Raw genomic sequence first — 13,638 nt, 5'->3', positions numbered from 1 at the left:
AGGCTGGCCCCGGCACGCAAAAATGCCCCGCCGGCAGGCGGGGCATTTCAGGTGAAAAAGGATGAACGAGCTAGAAGTCCCAGTCGTCGTCTTCCGTGTTCACGGCCTTGCCGATCACGTAGGAGGAACCGGACCCGGAGAAGAAGTCGTGGTTCTCGTCGGCGTTCGGGGACAGAGCCGACAGGATCGCCGGGTTCACGTCGGTTACGGAGGACGGGAACATGGCTTCGTAGCCCAGGTTCATCAGCGCCTTGTTGGCATTGTAGTGCAGGAACTTCTTGACATCTTCGGCCAGGCCGACGCCGTCGTACAGGTCGTGCGTGTACTGGACTTCGTTTTCGTACAGCTCGAAGAGCAGCTCGAAGGTGTAGTCCTTGATCTCAGCCTTGCGTGCCTCGGACTCGCCTTCCAGGCCCTTCTGGAACTTGTAGCCAATGTAGTAACCGTGCACGGCCTCATCACGGATGATCAGGCGGATCAGGTCAGCCGTGTTTGTGAGCTTGGCCCGCGAGGACCAGTACATCGGCAGGTAGAACCCGGAGTAGAAGAGGAAGGACTCCAGCAGGGTGGAGGCGACCTTGCGCTTCAGGGGATCATCGCCGCGGTAGTAGTCCGTGACGATATGGGCCTTGCGCTGGAGGTTCTCGTTCTCCGTGGACCAGCGGAACGCCTCGTCGATCTCCTTGGTGGAGGCCAGCGTGGAAAAGATCGAGGAGTAGCTCTTGGCGTGCACGGACTCCATGAACGCGATGTTCGTGTAGACCGCTTCCTCGTGGGGGGTGATCGCGTCGGGGATCAGGGAGACGGCGCCAACAGTGGCCTGGACGGTGTCCAGCAGGGTCAGGCCGGTGAACACGCGCATGGTCAGCTGCTGCTCGTCCGGGGTGAGCGTGTTCCACGACTGCACGTCGTTGGACAGCGGCACCTTCTCCGGCAGCCAGAAGTTGTTGACCAGGCGGTTCCAGACTTCTACGTCCTTATCGTCCTGGATTTTGTTCCAGTTGATCGCCTGGACGCTGTCGATCAGCTTCAGCTTCTCGGTCATGAATGGTTCCTTGTCTTGAAAAGAGTGCGAGAGGTTAGGCAGCAGTCGGAAACGTCAACGTCACAGCATGCAGCTGACGCAGTTTTCCACCTCAGTGCCCTCAAGCGCGAGCTGGCGCAGGCGGATGTAGTAGATGGTCTTGATGCCCTTGCGCCATGCGTAGATCTGGGCCTTGTTGATGTCACGCGTGGTGGCGGTGTCCTTGAAGAACAGCGTCAGGGACAGGCCCTGGTCCACGTGCTGCGTGGCAGCGGCGTAGGTGTCGATGATCTTCTCGTAGCCGATTTCGTACGCATCCTGGTAGTACTCCAGGTTGTCGTTCGTCAGGTACGGAGCCGGGTAGTAAACGCGGCCCAGCTTGCCTTCCTTGCGGATCTCGATCTTCGCTGCCACCGGGTGGATGGAGGAGGTCGAGTTGTTGATGTAGGAGATGGAGCCGGTGGGCGGCACCGCTTGCAGGTTCTGATTGTAGATGCCGTGCTCCATGACCGAAGCACGCAGTGCGGCCCAGTCAGCCTGCGTGGGGATGTGGATGCCCTCGAAGAGTTCACGCACGCGCTGCGTCTTCGGAACCCATTCCTGGTTGACGTACTTATCGAAGAACTCGCCCGTGGCGTATTTGGAGCGGTCGAAGCCGGCGAACTTGCGGCCAGTCTCGATCGAGAGCAGGTTCGAGGCACGCACAGCGTGGTAGACCACGGAGTAGAAGTAGATGTTCGTGAAGTCGATGCCTTCTTCGGAGCCGTAGTACACCCGCTCCCGTGCCAGGTAGCCGTGCAGGTTCATCTGGCCCAGGCCGATGGCGTGCGAGGCGTCGTTGCCCTTGGCAATGGACGGGACAGAACCGATGTGGCTCATGTCCGACACAGCAGTCAGGGCGCGAATGGACGTCTCGATGGTCTGGCCGAAGTCCGGGGAGTCCATCGTCTTGGCGATGTTCAGCGAACCGAGGTTGCAGGAGATGTCCTTGCCGGTCTCGGCGTAGGAGAGGTCATCGTTGTACGTGGTGGGCTCGGAGACCTGGAGGATCTCGGAGCACAGGTTGGACATGATGATCTTGCCCTCGATCGGGTTTTCCCGGTTCACCGTGTCCTCGAACATGATGTACGGGTAACCGGACTCGAACTGGATCTCGGCGAGGGTCTGGAAGAAGTCGCGGGCCCGGATCTTGGTCTTCTTGATCCGCGCGTCGTCCACCATCTCGTAGTACTTCTCGGTGACCGAGATGTCGGAGAACGGGACGCCGTAGACCTTTTCGACGTCGTACGGGGAGAACAGGTACATGTCCTCGTCGCGCTTGGCCAGTTCAAAGGTGATGTCGGGAACGACGACGCCGAGGGAGAGGGTCTTGATGCGGATCTTCTCGTCGGCATTTTCGCGCTTAGTGTCCAGGAACCGGTTGATGTCCGGGTGGTGGGCGTGCAGGTACACGGCACCGGCACCCTGGCGGGCACCGAGCTGATTGGCGTAGGAGAAGCTGTCCTCGAGGAGCTTCATCACGGGGATGACGCCGGAGGACTGGTTCTCGATCTGCTTGATCGGAGCGCCGACCTCGCGGATGTTGGTCAGGGCGAAGGCCACGCCGCCGCCGCGCTTGGACAGCTGCAGGGCGGAGTTGATGGAACGGCCGATCGACTCCATGTTGTCTTCGATGCGCAGCAGGAAGCAGGAGACGAGCTCGCCGCGCTGGGCCTTGCCTGCGTTCAGGAAGGTGGGGGTGGCGGGCTGGAAGCGGCCGCCGATGATTTCATCCACCATCTGCGTGGCAAGCTTCTCATCGCCGCGCGCCAGGTGCAGGGCAACCATGCAGACGCGGTCTTCGTAGCGCTCCAGGTAACGCTTGCCGTCAAAAGTCTTCAGCGTGTACGAGGTGTAGAACTTGAAGGCACCGAGGAAGGTTTCGAAGCGGAACTTCTTCTTATAGGCGCGCTGGTACAGGTCCTTGATGAAGTCCATGGAGTACTGCTCGAGAGTTTCCTTCTCGTAGTACTCGTTCTTGACCAGGTATTCGAGCTTCTCTTCCAGGTCGTGGAAGAACACGGTGTTGTTGTTCACGTGCTCAAGGAAGTACTGACGCGCAGCAGCGCGGTCGGCGTCGAACTGGATTTCGCCGTTCTTGCCGTACAGGTTCAGCATGGCGTTGAGCTCGTGATAGCCCAGATCCTTATAGGCCGCGGGGAGCTCCTTCGAGTCCGTCATGCCGGCTTCTGCGACTGATGCGTCCAAAACTCTTCCAATCCTTCGTTAACTTTGGCAACGTCGTCGGACGTGCCCATGAGTTCAAATCTATAGAGAACAGGGACCTTGCACTTTGCGGAGACGATGTCCGCCGCAAGGCAATAGGATTCCCCGAAGTTTGTGTTGCCTGCACCGATTACTCCCCGGATCAGGGAGCGGTTGTGCTCGTTGTTCAGGAACTTGATGACCTGTTTGGGAACGGCGCCGCGTGCTGCTGCCCCCGGCTGCGCAGCGGTGCCGCCGTAAGTGGGCAGCAGCAGGACATACGGCCGCTGGGCCAACAACGTGGGCTCTGAGGTGTGCAGCGGGATCTTTCCCGCCTGCGTATCCAGCTTGGCAACGAAGCGGCCGGTATAACCGGACGCCGATGAAAAGAAAATCAGGGGCGCATCGGTAACTGGATGCTCATGTGCTGCGGATCCCGCTTCCGGGGAAGTCCCGGTGCGGTCTGCTATCCCCAGTGTCATGGTCCTGCGCTCCTGACGGTGCGGGTATTGCGGGTGTGGTGCGGGTGCTGCTGAAGCCGTTTTAGGCTACCGAGGAGACCGATGACTGGGTCAGTTCGGCAATCTTGTCCGGCCGGAAGCCGGACCAGGAATCCTGCTCGGTGACAACGACGGGAGCCTGCATGAAACCCAGTGCGCGGACCCGTTCCAGGGCCTCGGCATCCTGGGACATATCCACGATCTGGTACGTGATGCCCTTCTTGTCCAGCGCCCGGTAAGTAGCGTTGCACTGAACGCAGGAGGGCTTGGTGTAAACCGTAACGGTCATGGTTGGTCTCCCCTTGTGAAGCCTTGAAGTCTGTTCCTTGATACTACATCCAGACACTACATCTAGTGCACAGCCCCCGGGGTAACCCCAAGATGATGTATTACAAGTATGTCATTCCCCTGAGCCGTCGTCCACAGTTAATGCACAGGGCAGGCAGGAAGATTCCGTGGATTTCCGCAGGTCGGCCGGAGGTTCTCCACAGGCTGTGCAGACCGAGTGCACAGTCCGGGCTGCGTAGTGAAGGCCACAAATTGAGCGCGTGTCGCGCTCACCCCGGCGTGTCGCCCCGCCGCCCGCGCGCGGGTACCCGGGCGCCGGTGCCAACCGGCTAAAGTGGGCGACTGCGGTTCCGGTATCAGGCCGGCCGCATCAAGGCTCCGGAAGGCGGCAGCAGTGGTAAATCCGATTCACCTCAAGACGCTCCTTGAAGTCATCCGGGTAGGTTCCTTTGCCGCAGCCGCCCTCCGGCTTGGCTACACCGCTTCTGCCGTCTCCCAGCAGATGTCTGCCCTGGAACGCGCCACGGGCACCCACCTGTTTGTCCGCTCCGCACGCACCGCAGCCCCCACGGAGGCAGCCCTGGTCATGGCCCGGCACGCAGCCAAGGTCCTCACGGACATGGATGCGCTCATGGCAGCCTCCGCCCGGGTGGAGGCCGGAACCACACATGAGCTGCGGCTGGGCATCTTTCCGAGCCTGGCCACTTTCGCCCTGCCGAGGCTGGTGGGCTCCCCCGGCTGGCAGGACCTGGGCATCAACCTGAAGATCCACGTCGCCGAGCCCGGCCAAACCATCCAGGGCCTGCGCACCGGCGGAGAGCTCGACGTCGCGCTCATCTACCAGGTGGGCCAGGGCGGGCTGGCCTGGCCCTCCACCATCAGCCGCCAATGGCTTGGAGACGACGACTTCCGGGTGGTCCTCCCCCGGGCCTGGGGCATCCGTGAAGGATCACAGATCTCCGCCGAGCAGCTTTCGGACATGCCCTGGATCATGCATCACCCGGGAACCCCGGATGCCCTGGTGATTGAACGGCTCTTTGCCGGCTGCAACCTGCACCCCCGCGTGGCGGCCTACTGCGATGACTTCAATGCCAGCTTGGAGATGGCAGCGGCAGGGCTCGGGGCCGCTTTGGTTCCGGAGCTGGCCATGCTTAACCGGCACGACGGCGTGGTCGTGCTGGACGTACCGGAAATCCGGCTTGCCCGCAGCATCTTCGCGCTGATCATCAACGAACGCGAAAATCCGCAGGTGCGGCTGTTCCTCGACCAGCTCGCCGAAGTCCTGCGGACCCACAGCATTGCACCCCGCGCAGCCGCCGGCGCCTGAAATGACGGCGAAGTGCACGGCACCTCGAATCCTCCGGCCAGCCGGGACTGTGACCGGGGCTACAGAATGCCTCTCCCGCCTGAGCCCGTGACCATAATGTAACAATGCCTTCTACCGGAACCCTCTTTCGCCGAACAGGGAGCATGCTTCGCGGCACCACTCTCTCCGGCGTTTCCAGCCGCCTCAAGGGCATCCTGCGCTACACGCGCCTGCAGCTCTCCATCAAGGCAGCCCTTGCCGTGGCCGTTGCCTGGACCGTGGCTCCGATGGTCCCCGGAATCGCCGCGCAGTACCCGTACTACGCCCCGCTGGGCGCGCTGGTGAGCATGTACCCCACCGTCTCGGGTTCCGCGAAGGCCGGCATTCAAACCCTGATCGGGCTCGTCGCAGGCATTGCCCTGGCCCTGACAGGCCTGCTCCTCGGCAGCCCCACCACCTGGACCATCGCCCTCATTGTGGGCGTTGGAGTCCTGCTCGCCGGCATCCCCAAGCTGGGTGCCGGACAGGACTACCTTCCCATGGCAGCCCTCTTTGTGCTGGTGGTCGGCGGTGATGATCCGGACGGCTACTCGCTGGGATACACCGTGCAGATGCTGGTGGGCGTAGCCGTAGGCCTGAGCATCAACGCCGTTGTCTTCCCGCCGCTGCATTTGAACGGCGCCGTGGACGGACTGGCATCCCTGCGCCTGGCCCTGTCCCGCCAGCTCAAGGAAATGGGGACCGCCATTACAGAATCCTGGCCCCCGAAACATGAGGACTGGTCCAACCGCCGCAGCGAACTCATCTCCTTCAGCAAGGAAGTGCGTGAATCCGTCCAGCTCGCGGAACGCAGCCGCTTCGGCAACTTGCGCAGCCGCCGCCACACCCGCGATCTTGACGGGGACTACCGGGCACTGCGGGCCATGGAGCGGGTGACGCTGTATGTGGAGGACATGACCGAGGTCCTTGCCACCGCCATCTGGACCCTGCCCAAGGATATGCCGGTGCAGGACAAGCTCTCCGAACAGCTTTCCGAAGCAATGCTGGCCTGCGGTGAAGCGGTGGAGAAATGGGATGCGGACACGGAAGAGTATGCCCAGGCGCGTGAGGCCGTCCACAAGCTCCAGATCGATATGAACTCCCATGCATCCCCGGACAGCCCCGTGGATGTCACGGCCTCCCTGGCGATGAGCATGCGCCGGATACTGCGCACCGTGAAAACCGAAAGGGACCAGCCCTAGCTGCTGCCCGGCCGGACAGCAGCCAAGGCGGCTAACCGGCCAGGAGGCTAACCGGCGTCGGGCAGCAGTCCCAGTTCGCTCAGCTGCCGCGACATCCCTGCACCGTCCGGAGCGTAGATCCAGGGGATCTCCGACGGCCGCTCACCCGAACGCGACGGCGAGCGGCCGCCGGCCAGGACGGCCTCGCCAACCGAAAGCTGACGGATGGCGATGGCCCGGACATTCTCCGGATGCCGTTTGGCAAACTCTGCATAGATCGCTTCGTCGTGCTGCCCGTTGTCACCAATCAGCAGCCACTTAATCTGCGGGAATTCCTTGGCCAGGCGTTCGAGCTGCGTCTTCTTATGCTCCTGACCGCTGCGGAACCAGCGGTCCCTCGTGGGCCCCCAGTCAGTCAGCAGCAGCGGTCCGGCCGGATACAGGTTGCGGGTGATGAAGCGGGTCAGCGTCGCGGCCACGTTCCAGGCACCGGTGGACAGGTACAGGACGGGGCCGCCGGGGGTCTCCCGGGACAGCCGGTCCATGGTCACGGCCATGCCGGGGGTAGGAGTGCGCGCGTGCTCATCAAGCACGAACGTATTCCAGGCGGCGAGGAACGGACGCGGCAGCGCGGTGACCATGATGGTGTCATCTATATCGGAGACCACTCCCACCCGGGCGCTCGGATCCACGATGTACACGGGTGCGACGGCAGCTTCCGAATCTTCCGAGCGCAGCGTGACGGTGGTCCAGCCCGGTGCAAGATTCACCGGAATGACGACGTCGATAACGCCGCCGCGGTCCGCGGTGACGGGGTACTGTTCGCCGTTGATTTCCACAGTCACGGCGGCCTTGTTGATCGGGGGGCTCATGAAGTTGCGCCAGCCGCGGATCCCGTCACGGATGGCCTTGGCCCCGGCAGAATTCTCATCCGGTGAGGCATACCCCGGCTTGGCGAGGATAACGCGTCCCAATACCCGGACCCATTCCGTGCTGCCGTAGCCGGTGAAGGGCAGGACGGTTTGGACTTCGCCCCGCTTGCGGGCCCGTCCTTCGCGGTAGCTGTGGAGGGCGTCTTCCAGACGCATGCCGATGTGGCTTGCCTGCCCCTTGGCTGGGGAGGACGAACCGTCGGAAGCGGAAGTGCTGGCGGAATGGTCGGTTGGTGTCGGAGACATGGCTCCAGTGTGTCAGATGCAGCCGCAGCGGCAGCAAAAAGCCGGCAGCACCGTCCTCGGACAGTGCTGCCGGCTTTCCTGCTGCCGGGTTTGCGGGCGGCGGATTACCGCCGGTACTGCGAAGTCAGGGGGCAGTCGAAGGGATCCCTCGCGGAGAGGCCCACCGTGTTCAGGTAACGGACAACAATTCCGTAGGACTGCGTCAGGGACGTCTCGGTGTAGGGAATCTTGTGTTCGGCGCAGTAGGCCTTCACGATTTCCGACGCGCGGGCCAGGTGCGGGCGGGGCATGTTCGGGAAAAGGTGGTGCTCAATCTGGTAGTTGAGTCCGCCCATCAGGGTGTTCATGCCCTTTCCCTTGATGTTGCGGGAAGTCAGGACCTGGCGGGAGAGGAAGTCCGCCTTGGAGTCCTTGGGCAGGATGGGCATGCCCTTGTGGTTGGGAGCAAAGGAAGCACCCATGTACACGCCGAAGACAGCCAGCTGGACACCGAGGAAGGCAAACGCCATGCCCACCGGGAGGAAGAAGAAGACGGCGCCGATGTACAGTCCCAGGCGCAGGAACACCATGGTCAGCTCCGTGAAGCGGCCCTTGATCTGCTTGTTGGCAAAGAGGTGCTTGATGGAGGTGGCATGCAGGTTGATGCCCTCAAGCATCAGCAGCGGGAAGAACAGCCATCCCTGACGGCGGGCAAACCAGGCCATGAAGCCCTTTTGCCGTGCCGCCTGCTCCGGAAGGAAGGAAATCGTATCCATGTCGATATCCGGATCCTTGCCGATGGTATTCGGGTTCGCGTGGTGCCGGCTGTGCTTGTTCATCCACCACTGGTAGCTGATGCCGACGACGGCGTTGGCAACAAAGCGCCCTGCGCGGTCATTCGCGGGACCGGATTCAAAAACCTGCTTGTGGGCAGCCTCGTGGGCAATGAAGGCCAACTGGGTCAGCAGCACTCCCAGCGCAGCGGCGATCAGCAGCTGGAACCAGCTTTCACCGATCAGGAAGAACCCGGTGCCTGCGGCTACCAGGCCGGCGCACAGAAAAACGAAGGTCGTGATGTAGAAAGAACGGCGGCGCTTCAGCAGCCCTTCCTCACGAACAGCCTTCAGCAAGCCTGAATAGCTGCTGACGACGGAGTTGGTGCGGGTCCTCGGTACGGCTGTCTTTGCTGGTTGTGCAGTTGCGCTCATGCGAACCTCTGGAATCTTCGGCATCCCGGCCGGCGGTAATCGAGCAAATCTGCTCTGCGGATACCCCAGCGTAACCTGTATCCCTGAAACAACCGTGTGACCCTTTGCACAGGTTCGTCATCTGTGTCCGCCGCGCAGGTGTTCGTCCGCCGTTCCCGCCCCTCGGCAGCTAGTATCCGGTGCAAGCCACACAGACAGCAGAGCGCCCCGGATTGGACTGATGAAATGACGTTCCCGAAAACTCCCCGGCCCGGGTACGGCGCGCTGCGTCTGGGCGGGTCCGCGGATATCGGCGGGCCCGGGCCGTGGCAGGACCCGGCAGCCTATTGGCCGGCCCGCAGCAAAGCCGTTGCCCATCTGGGCGCACCGGTCGCAACACTTGATGCCGGAGCCCTGCGTTTCAACGCCCGGGATCTGCTCCGGCGTGCCGGCGGCACTCCCCTGCGTGTCGCCAGCAAATCCATCCGGGTCCGCAGCGTTCTGGATGCCCTGTTGGAGCTTCCGGGTTTCCGCGGCATTTTTGCCTTCACCCTCGCTGAAGCGCTGTGGCTCGCCCAAACCTGTGACGACGTCGTCGTCGGCTATCCCAGCGCGGACCGCGCCGCCCTGGCCCGGCTCTTATCCGATGAGCGGCTTGCTTCCAGGGTGACGCTCATGATTGACGACGAGTCCCAGCTGGACCTGGTCGATGCCGTTGCACCCGCAGGCCGGCGGCCCGGGGTGCGGGTGTGCTTGGATGCGGACGCCTCATGGCGGGCGCCGGTCCTGGGGTTCATCGGCACGCGCCGTTCTCCCTTGCACAGCGAGGCCGACGCCGTGAGCCTCGCCCGCCGCATTGTTGCCCGGCCCGGATTTATCTTGGTGGGACTGATGATGTACGAGGGCCAGATCGCCGGGGTCGGCGATGCTGTTCCCGGTGCTGCGGTGATGAATACCGTGATGCGCTGGGTACAGGCGCGTTCAATGAAAGAGCTCGGCAGCCGCCGCGGCGCCATTGCCCGGGCTCTGGCGGAACTGGCGGACCTGGAATTCGTGAACGGCGGCGGCACGGGATCCGTTGAGGCCACCGCGGCTGACCCGTCGGTCACCGAGATCACCGCGGGGTCGGGACTGTTCGCAGGCCACCTCTTCGACTCCTACCGTGCGTTTACTCCGGCACCGGCCGCCGCAGTCGCGCTCGATGTGGTGCGCCGCCCCGCCGCGGGCATCGCCACCGTCCTCGGCGGCGGATGGATAGCCTCCGGGCCGCCCGGGACGTCCCGGGTCCCCCAGGTGGCCTGGCCGCCGGGGCTGGTTCTGCTGCCGCGCGAAGGGGCCGGCGAAGTGCAGACTCCGCTGGCCGGACGGGCGGCGTCGAGTCTTGCCGTGGGCGACCGCGTCTGGCTCCGCCATGCCAAGAGCGGTGAACTATCGGAGAGAGTCAACGAATACGCGGTGGTGGACGGCGGAAGTGTTGTGGCCATGCTGGCCACCTACCGCGGTGAGGGAAAGGCGTTCCTGTGAACTCCGCAAACCGGACCTGGCGGAACTGGGGCCGGTCCGTCGCGGTAACTCCCCTATCCGTTGAGCGCCCCGAATCCGTCGAGGCCCTGCAGCTGAGCGTCAAGAGAGCAGCCGCGGCGGGCAGACGGGTCAAGGCTGTGGGCGCCGGCCACAGCTTCACCGGCATTGCAGCCGCTCCGGATGTCCTGCTGCAGCTGGACAAGCTGCAGGGAATCATCGACGTCGACCGCGAGCGCCGGCGCGTCAGGTTCCAGGCCGGAACCCGCCTCTACCGTATTCCCGGCCTGCTGTCCGGGCTCACCTTGGCCATGCCGAACCTGGGCGACATTGACCGGCAGTCGCTGGCCGGAGCAATCTCCACCGGCACCCACGGGACCGGCGCCGGCTTTGGCGGGCTCGCCACGCAGGTGGCGGGGCTGACCCTGATCCAGCCCGACGGCGGCCTGCTCACCGTGGACGACGGCGATCCGCTGCTGCCTGCCGCCGCACTTGGCCTTGGGGCCCTGGGAATCATTGCGGACGTCACGCTGCAATGTGTACCGGCCTTCGCCCTGCAGGCACAGGAGGAGTCCGAGCTTCTGGCCGATACGCTGGCCGCTCTCGACCGGCGGGCTGGCTCCACCGACCACTTTGAGTTTTATTGGTTCCCGCACACGGACCGCGCAGCAACGAAGTCCAATACCCGGCTGCCGGGGTCAGCTCCCCTTCACCCGCGCCCGCCCCTGAGCCGCTGGATTGAAGAGTCGCTGTTATCCAACTCCCTGTTCCGGGCCACCTGTGCTGCCGGCGCTGCCGTCCCGGCCCTCATACCGCCGGTGAACCGGGCAGCCGCCCGCCTTTTGGGCGGACACGGCTACACGGAGGCCTCACACCGGGTCTTTACCCAGCACCGAACTGTCCGCTTTCGGGAAATGGAGTACGGCCTTCCCGCCGACCGTCTGCCGGCGGCTTTCGCTGCGGTGCGGCAACTGGTTGAGGAACGGGCGTGGCGGATTTCCTTTCCGCTGGAGGTTCGCTGGGCTGCCGCCGATGACCGCTGGCTGTCCACTGCGTACGGCCGGGACACCGCCTACATAGCCGTCCACCGTTATTACCGCGAAGACCACCGCGAATACTTCACCGCTGTGGAGGAGATCCTGCTGGCCTTCGGCGGTCGGCCGCACTGGGGCAAACTGCATTCCCTAGACGCCGCATCGCTGGCTCCCCGGTATCCCCGCTTCAATGACTTCCTCGCCGTGCGGAACCGGTTGGACCCGGACAGGATCTTCGCCAACGAGTACCTGGACCAGGTGCTGGGGCCGTAAAAGCAGGATTGCGCCCGCCCGGCGGGCCCGCGCAGTGCGGCGCCCGTTCCACCATAGGATGGGCTCCTGCCAAACCGAAGGAGTCCCGTGACAGCCGTCCCCGCCCGGAATCGAACCATCGCGCTGCCCCGATCATGGTGGTGGGGTTTCCTGCCCTTCGCCGCCGTTTCCGCGGTCCACGTCGGCGCCCGGTTTGCCGGCTCCGCCGACATAGCGGAGCCAACCAAGCTCACGCTGATGCCGCTGCTTGCCGTTGCCGTCCTGTGGGCGGCCCGCGGGAGCGGCTCCGAAAGCCGCGGCGGTATCGGCTCTGCTGCTCCCGGCAGTACCCTGCCCTCGGTTCTGTTGTTTGCTGCGCTCTTCTTCTCCTGGCTGGGTGACGGCGCGGCTGCCTTCTTCCCGTTCGCACCGGAGCTTCCGGTGATGCTGGCATCCTTCGGCGCGGCCCACATTTGTTACATCATGCTTTTGGCCGGCTACGTGGCCCGCCGCCGGTTCCCCCGGTGGGCACTGGTCTTTCCGCTGTGGTGGGTCCTCATGCTCGTGGTGCTGTGGCCATCCCTCGGCAGCCTGACACTGGCCGTGGCCGCCTACGGGGTCGTACTGGCCGGAACGGCAGCCACTGCCGCACGGTGCAGCCCAACAGTGGCGGCCGGCGGGGTGTTGTTCCTGGCGTCGGACACTATTTTGTCCCTCCGCATCTTCCTGCCCGACTCCATGCCGGACTGGACCAGTGCCGTGGTGATGCTGACCTACTGCGCCGGGCAGGGCCTGATTGTGGCCGGGGTACTCCGCACCCGGGCCGCGGGGCATCCGCGTCAGTAGTCCGGTTCAGCGACCCGGGTCAGTAGCCCAGCAGCTCCCGCAGCCGGCCGGCGCCCACCACCGATGCTCCGATCCGGCGGCTGCGGTCGGTGAGCTCACGGTCGCTGGTGGCAACCGTGACTGTGAGCCCGGCGGAGGCCAGCTGCCCTGTCAGGGTGACAATGGCGTCGTCGCCCGAACCTGCGGCACGGAGCACCTTCACCGGCGGCAGCTGCACCCCGGGCTGCTCCGGGGCGGGGACACCGCGGGCCCGCCCCTCCAGGACCACCGTGTATTCGGGAAACGCGGTCTCCCCGGGAAGCTCCAGGAAGGCGGAAGGGATTCCCCGGGCAGCCAGGGCCGACACTGCCGTGATGAGCCGCGCTGCCGCCCCTGCCCGGCCCTTCCACCAGCCGTCCGGAACCGAGCCAACAACATTGGCCGCGTCCACCACAACTGCCGGCCGCACCTGCAGCAGCGGCCGCAGTTCCGGCCAGGAACTCTGGAATGCCGGATGCAGCGGAAAACTTTCCACCTCTTCCAGGGGAACCCAAGCCAGCGCCAGGCTTTCCGGATCACTGATAACCGGCTCAAACGGCTCCACGACGTCACCAATCACGGTGGCGTAACTCCAGACCCCCAGATCCAGCACGCTCATCAGCCGCGGCCTGATGGCTGCGGCTGGAACCCCCGCTTCCTCTGCTGATTCCCGCAGTGCAGCGGCCAGCGCTGACTCCCCTTCATGCCGGGCGCCGCCGGGCAGGGCCCAGGTGTCTCCGTGATGGCTCCACGACGCACGGTGCTGCAGCAGTATTCCACGTCCCGGGTCGACCGCCAGCAGCCCGGCGGCACCGAACCGGCCCCAATACCGCTGGCCGTCCGGTGCGGTGACCCAGGCGTCACCGGGGTTCCCCGGACCGGCACGGCGGGGCGGCTTATCCGAAGCTGGGTGCTCAGTCATCATGTGCCCCAGCCTGCCACACGGGATGAGAAGCAGCACGGCGCATCCGGTGGATGCGGAGCTGAAACGCGGTCCCGCCGCGACACACCACCGCACTTCCCGGCGCCGGAACCGGGGAA

General features: G+C 64.3%; 12 protein-coding genes. 5 read left to right on the top strand and 7 right to left on the bottom strand.

Annotation, left to right across the window (positions count from 1 at the left end; all coding sequences use genetic code 11):
• Window positions 1-70 precede the first annotated feature (70 nt).
• The 4 genes from nrdF to nrdH form a co-directional block, all read right to left on the bottom strand.
• Window positions 71-1,045: a class 1b ribonucleoside-diphosphate reductase subunit beta gene (gene nrdF / locus ACIQXM_RS04520; protein ID WP_400928220.1), complete on the bottom strand. Its 975-nt coding sequence runs from the start codon at window positions 1,043-1,045 to the stop codon at window positions 71-73.
• A gap of 60 nt (window positions 1,046-1,105) precedes the next feature.
• Window positions 1,106-3,244 (bottom strand): class 1b ribonucleoside-diphosphate reductase subunit alpha, encoded by a 2,139-nt coding sequence (gene nrdE / locus ACIQXM_RS04515; RefSeq protein WP_400928217.1) that lies wholly within the window; start codon window positions 3,242-3,244, stop codon window positions 1,106-1,108.
• Window positions 3,241-3,750, bottom strand: a complete 510-nt coding sequence (gene nrdI / locus ACIQXM_RS04510; protein WP_400928215.1) for a class Ib ribonucleoside-diphosphate reductase assembly flavoprotein NrdI — start codon at window positions 3,748-3,750, stop codon at window positions 3,241-3,243. The genes nrdE and nrdI overlap by 4 nt, the downstream gene beginning before the upstream one ends.
• A gap of 61 nt (window positions 3,751-3,811) precedes the next feature.
• Window positions 3,812-4,057, bottom strand: coding sequence for a glutaredoxin-like protein NrdH (gene nrdH / locus ACIQXM_RS04505; protein ID WP_400928212.1), 246 nt, complete (start codon window positions 4,055-4,057; stop codon window positions 3,812-3,814).
• 393 nt (window positions 4,058-4,450) lie between these two features.
• Here nrdH and ACIQXM_RS04500 point away from each other — a divergent pair, with 393 nt between their 5' ends.
• The gene (locus ACIQXM_RS04500) at window positions 4,451-5,383 is read left to right on the top strand and encodes a LysR family transcriptional regulator (protein ID WP_400928209.1); all 933 of its coding nucleotides are present in this window, start codon (window positions 4,451-4,453) and stop codon (window positions 5,381-5,383) included.
• Between the two features lie 143 nt (window positions 5,384-5,526).
• Window positions 5,527-6,603, top strand: coding sequence for an aromatic acid exporter family protein (locus ACIQXM_RS04495; RefSeq protein WP_400928206.1), 1,077 nt, complete (start codon window positions 5,527-5,529; stop codon window positions 6,601-6,603).
• A 47-nt stretch (window positions 6,604-6,650) separates the two neighbouring features.
• On the opposite strand, the gene ACIQXM_RS04490 is transcribed toward ACIQXM_RS04495, so the two are convergent.
• Together ACIQXM_RS04490 and ACIQXM_RS04485 are read right to left on the bottom strand one after the other, a co-directional pair.
• Window positions 6,651-7,760, bottom strand: coding sequence for an App1 family protein (locus ACIQXM_RS04490; protein WP_400928203.1), 1,110 nt, complete (start codon window positions 7,758-7,760; stop codon window positions 6,651-6,653).
• Between the two features lie 104 nt (window positions 7,761-7,864).
• Window positions 7,865-8,947, bottom strand: a complete 1,083-nt coding sequence (locus tag ACIQXM_RS04485) for a fatty acid desaturase family protein (protein WP_400928200.1) — start codon at window positions 8,945-8,947, stop codon at window positions 7,865-7,867.
• Window positions 8,948-9,172: 225 nt separating this feature from the next.
• On the opposite strand from ACIQXM_RS04485, the gene ACIQXM_RS04480 reads away from it, so the two are divergent.
• From ACIQXM_RS04480 to ACIQXM_RS04470, 3 genes are all read left to right on the top strand, one after another.
• A complete protein-coding gene (locus ACIQXM_RS04480) occupies window positions 9,173-10,450 on the top strand; it encodes an amino acid deaminase/aldolase (RefSeq protein WP_400928197.1) in 1,278 nt (425 codons plus the stop codon).
• Entirely contained in the window at window positions 10,447-11,754 is a 1,308-nt protein-coding gene (locus tag ACIQXM_RS04475) for a D-arabinono-1,4-lactone oxidase (protein ID WP_400928194.1), read from the top strand. Before ACIQXM_RS04480 ends, ACIQXM_RS04475 begins: the two co-directional genes overlap by 4 nt.
• An 87-nt stretch (window positions 11,755-11,841) precedes the next feature.
• Window positions 11,842-12,579: a lysoplasmalogenase gene (locus ACIQXM_RS04470; RefSeq protein WP_400928191.1), complete on the top strand. Its 738-nt coding sequence runs from the start codon at window positions 11,842-11,844 to the stop codon at window positions 12,577-12,579.
• 19 nt (window positions 12,580-12,598) lie between these two features.
• Here ACIQXM_RS04470 and ACIQXM_RS04465 read toward each other — a convergent pair whose 3' ends face one another.
• Window positions 12,599-13,522 (bottom strand): NUDIX domain-containing protein, encoded by a 924-nt coding sequence (locus tag ACIQXM_RS04465; protein ID WP_400928188.1) that lies wholly within the window; start codon window positions 13,520-13,522, stop codon window positions 12,599-12,601.
• Window positions 13,523-13,638 lie beyond the last annotated feature (116 nt).

The sequence above is a fragment of the Arthrobacter sp. NPDC097144 genome (assembly GCF_044762205.1).
Taxonomy (GTDB): domain Bacteria; phylum Actinomycetota; class Actinomycetes; order Actinomycetales; family Micrococcaceae; genus Arthrobacter_B.
This window is presented reverse-complemented; position numbering and strand designations above follow the sequence as displayed.

Excerpts from the sequence above, each read along its gene's own strand:
- nrdF (WP_400928220.1), bottom strand. The coding sequence starts at position 1,045 with ATGACCGAGAAGCTGAAGCTGATCGACAGCGTCCAGGCGATCAACTGG.
- nrdE (WP_400928217.1), bottom strand. The coding sequence starts at position 3,244 with ATGACGGACTCGAAGGAGCTCCCCGCGGCCTATAAGGATCTGGGCTAT.
- nrdI (WP_400928215.1), bottom strand. The coding sequence starts at position 3,750 with ATGACACTGGGGATAGCAGACCGCACCGGGACTTCCCCGGAAGCGGGA.
- nrdH (WP_400928212.1), bottom strand. The coding sequence starts at position 4,057 with ATGACCGTTACGGTTTACACCAAGCCCTCCTGCGTTCAGTGCAACGCT.
- ACIQXM_RS04495 (WP_400928206.1), top strand. The coding sequence starts at position 5,527 with ATGCTTCGCGGCACCACTCTCTCCGGCGTTTCCAGCCGCCTCAAGGGC.
- ACIQXM_RS04490 (WP_400928203.1), bottom strand. The coding sequence starts at position 7,760 with ATGTCTCCGACACCAACCGACCATTCCGCCAGCACTTCCGCTTCCGAC.
- ACIQXM_RS04485 (WP_400928200.1), bottom strand. The coding sequence starts at position 8,947 with ATGAGCGCAACTGCACAACCAGCAAAGACAGCCGTACCGAGGACCCGC.
- ACIQXM_RS04480 (WP_400928197.1), top strand. The coding sequence starts at position 9,173 with ATGACGTTCCCGAAAACTCCCCGGCCCGGGTACGGCGCGCTGCGTCTG.
- ACIQXM_RS04465 (WP_400928188.1), bottom strand. The coding sequence starts at position 13,522 with ATGATGACTGAGCACCCAGCTTCGGATAAGCCGCCCCGCCGTGCCGGT.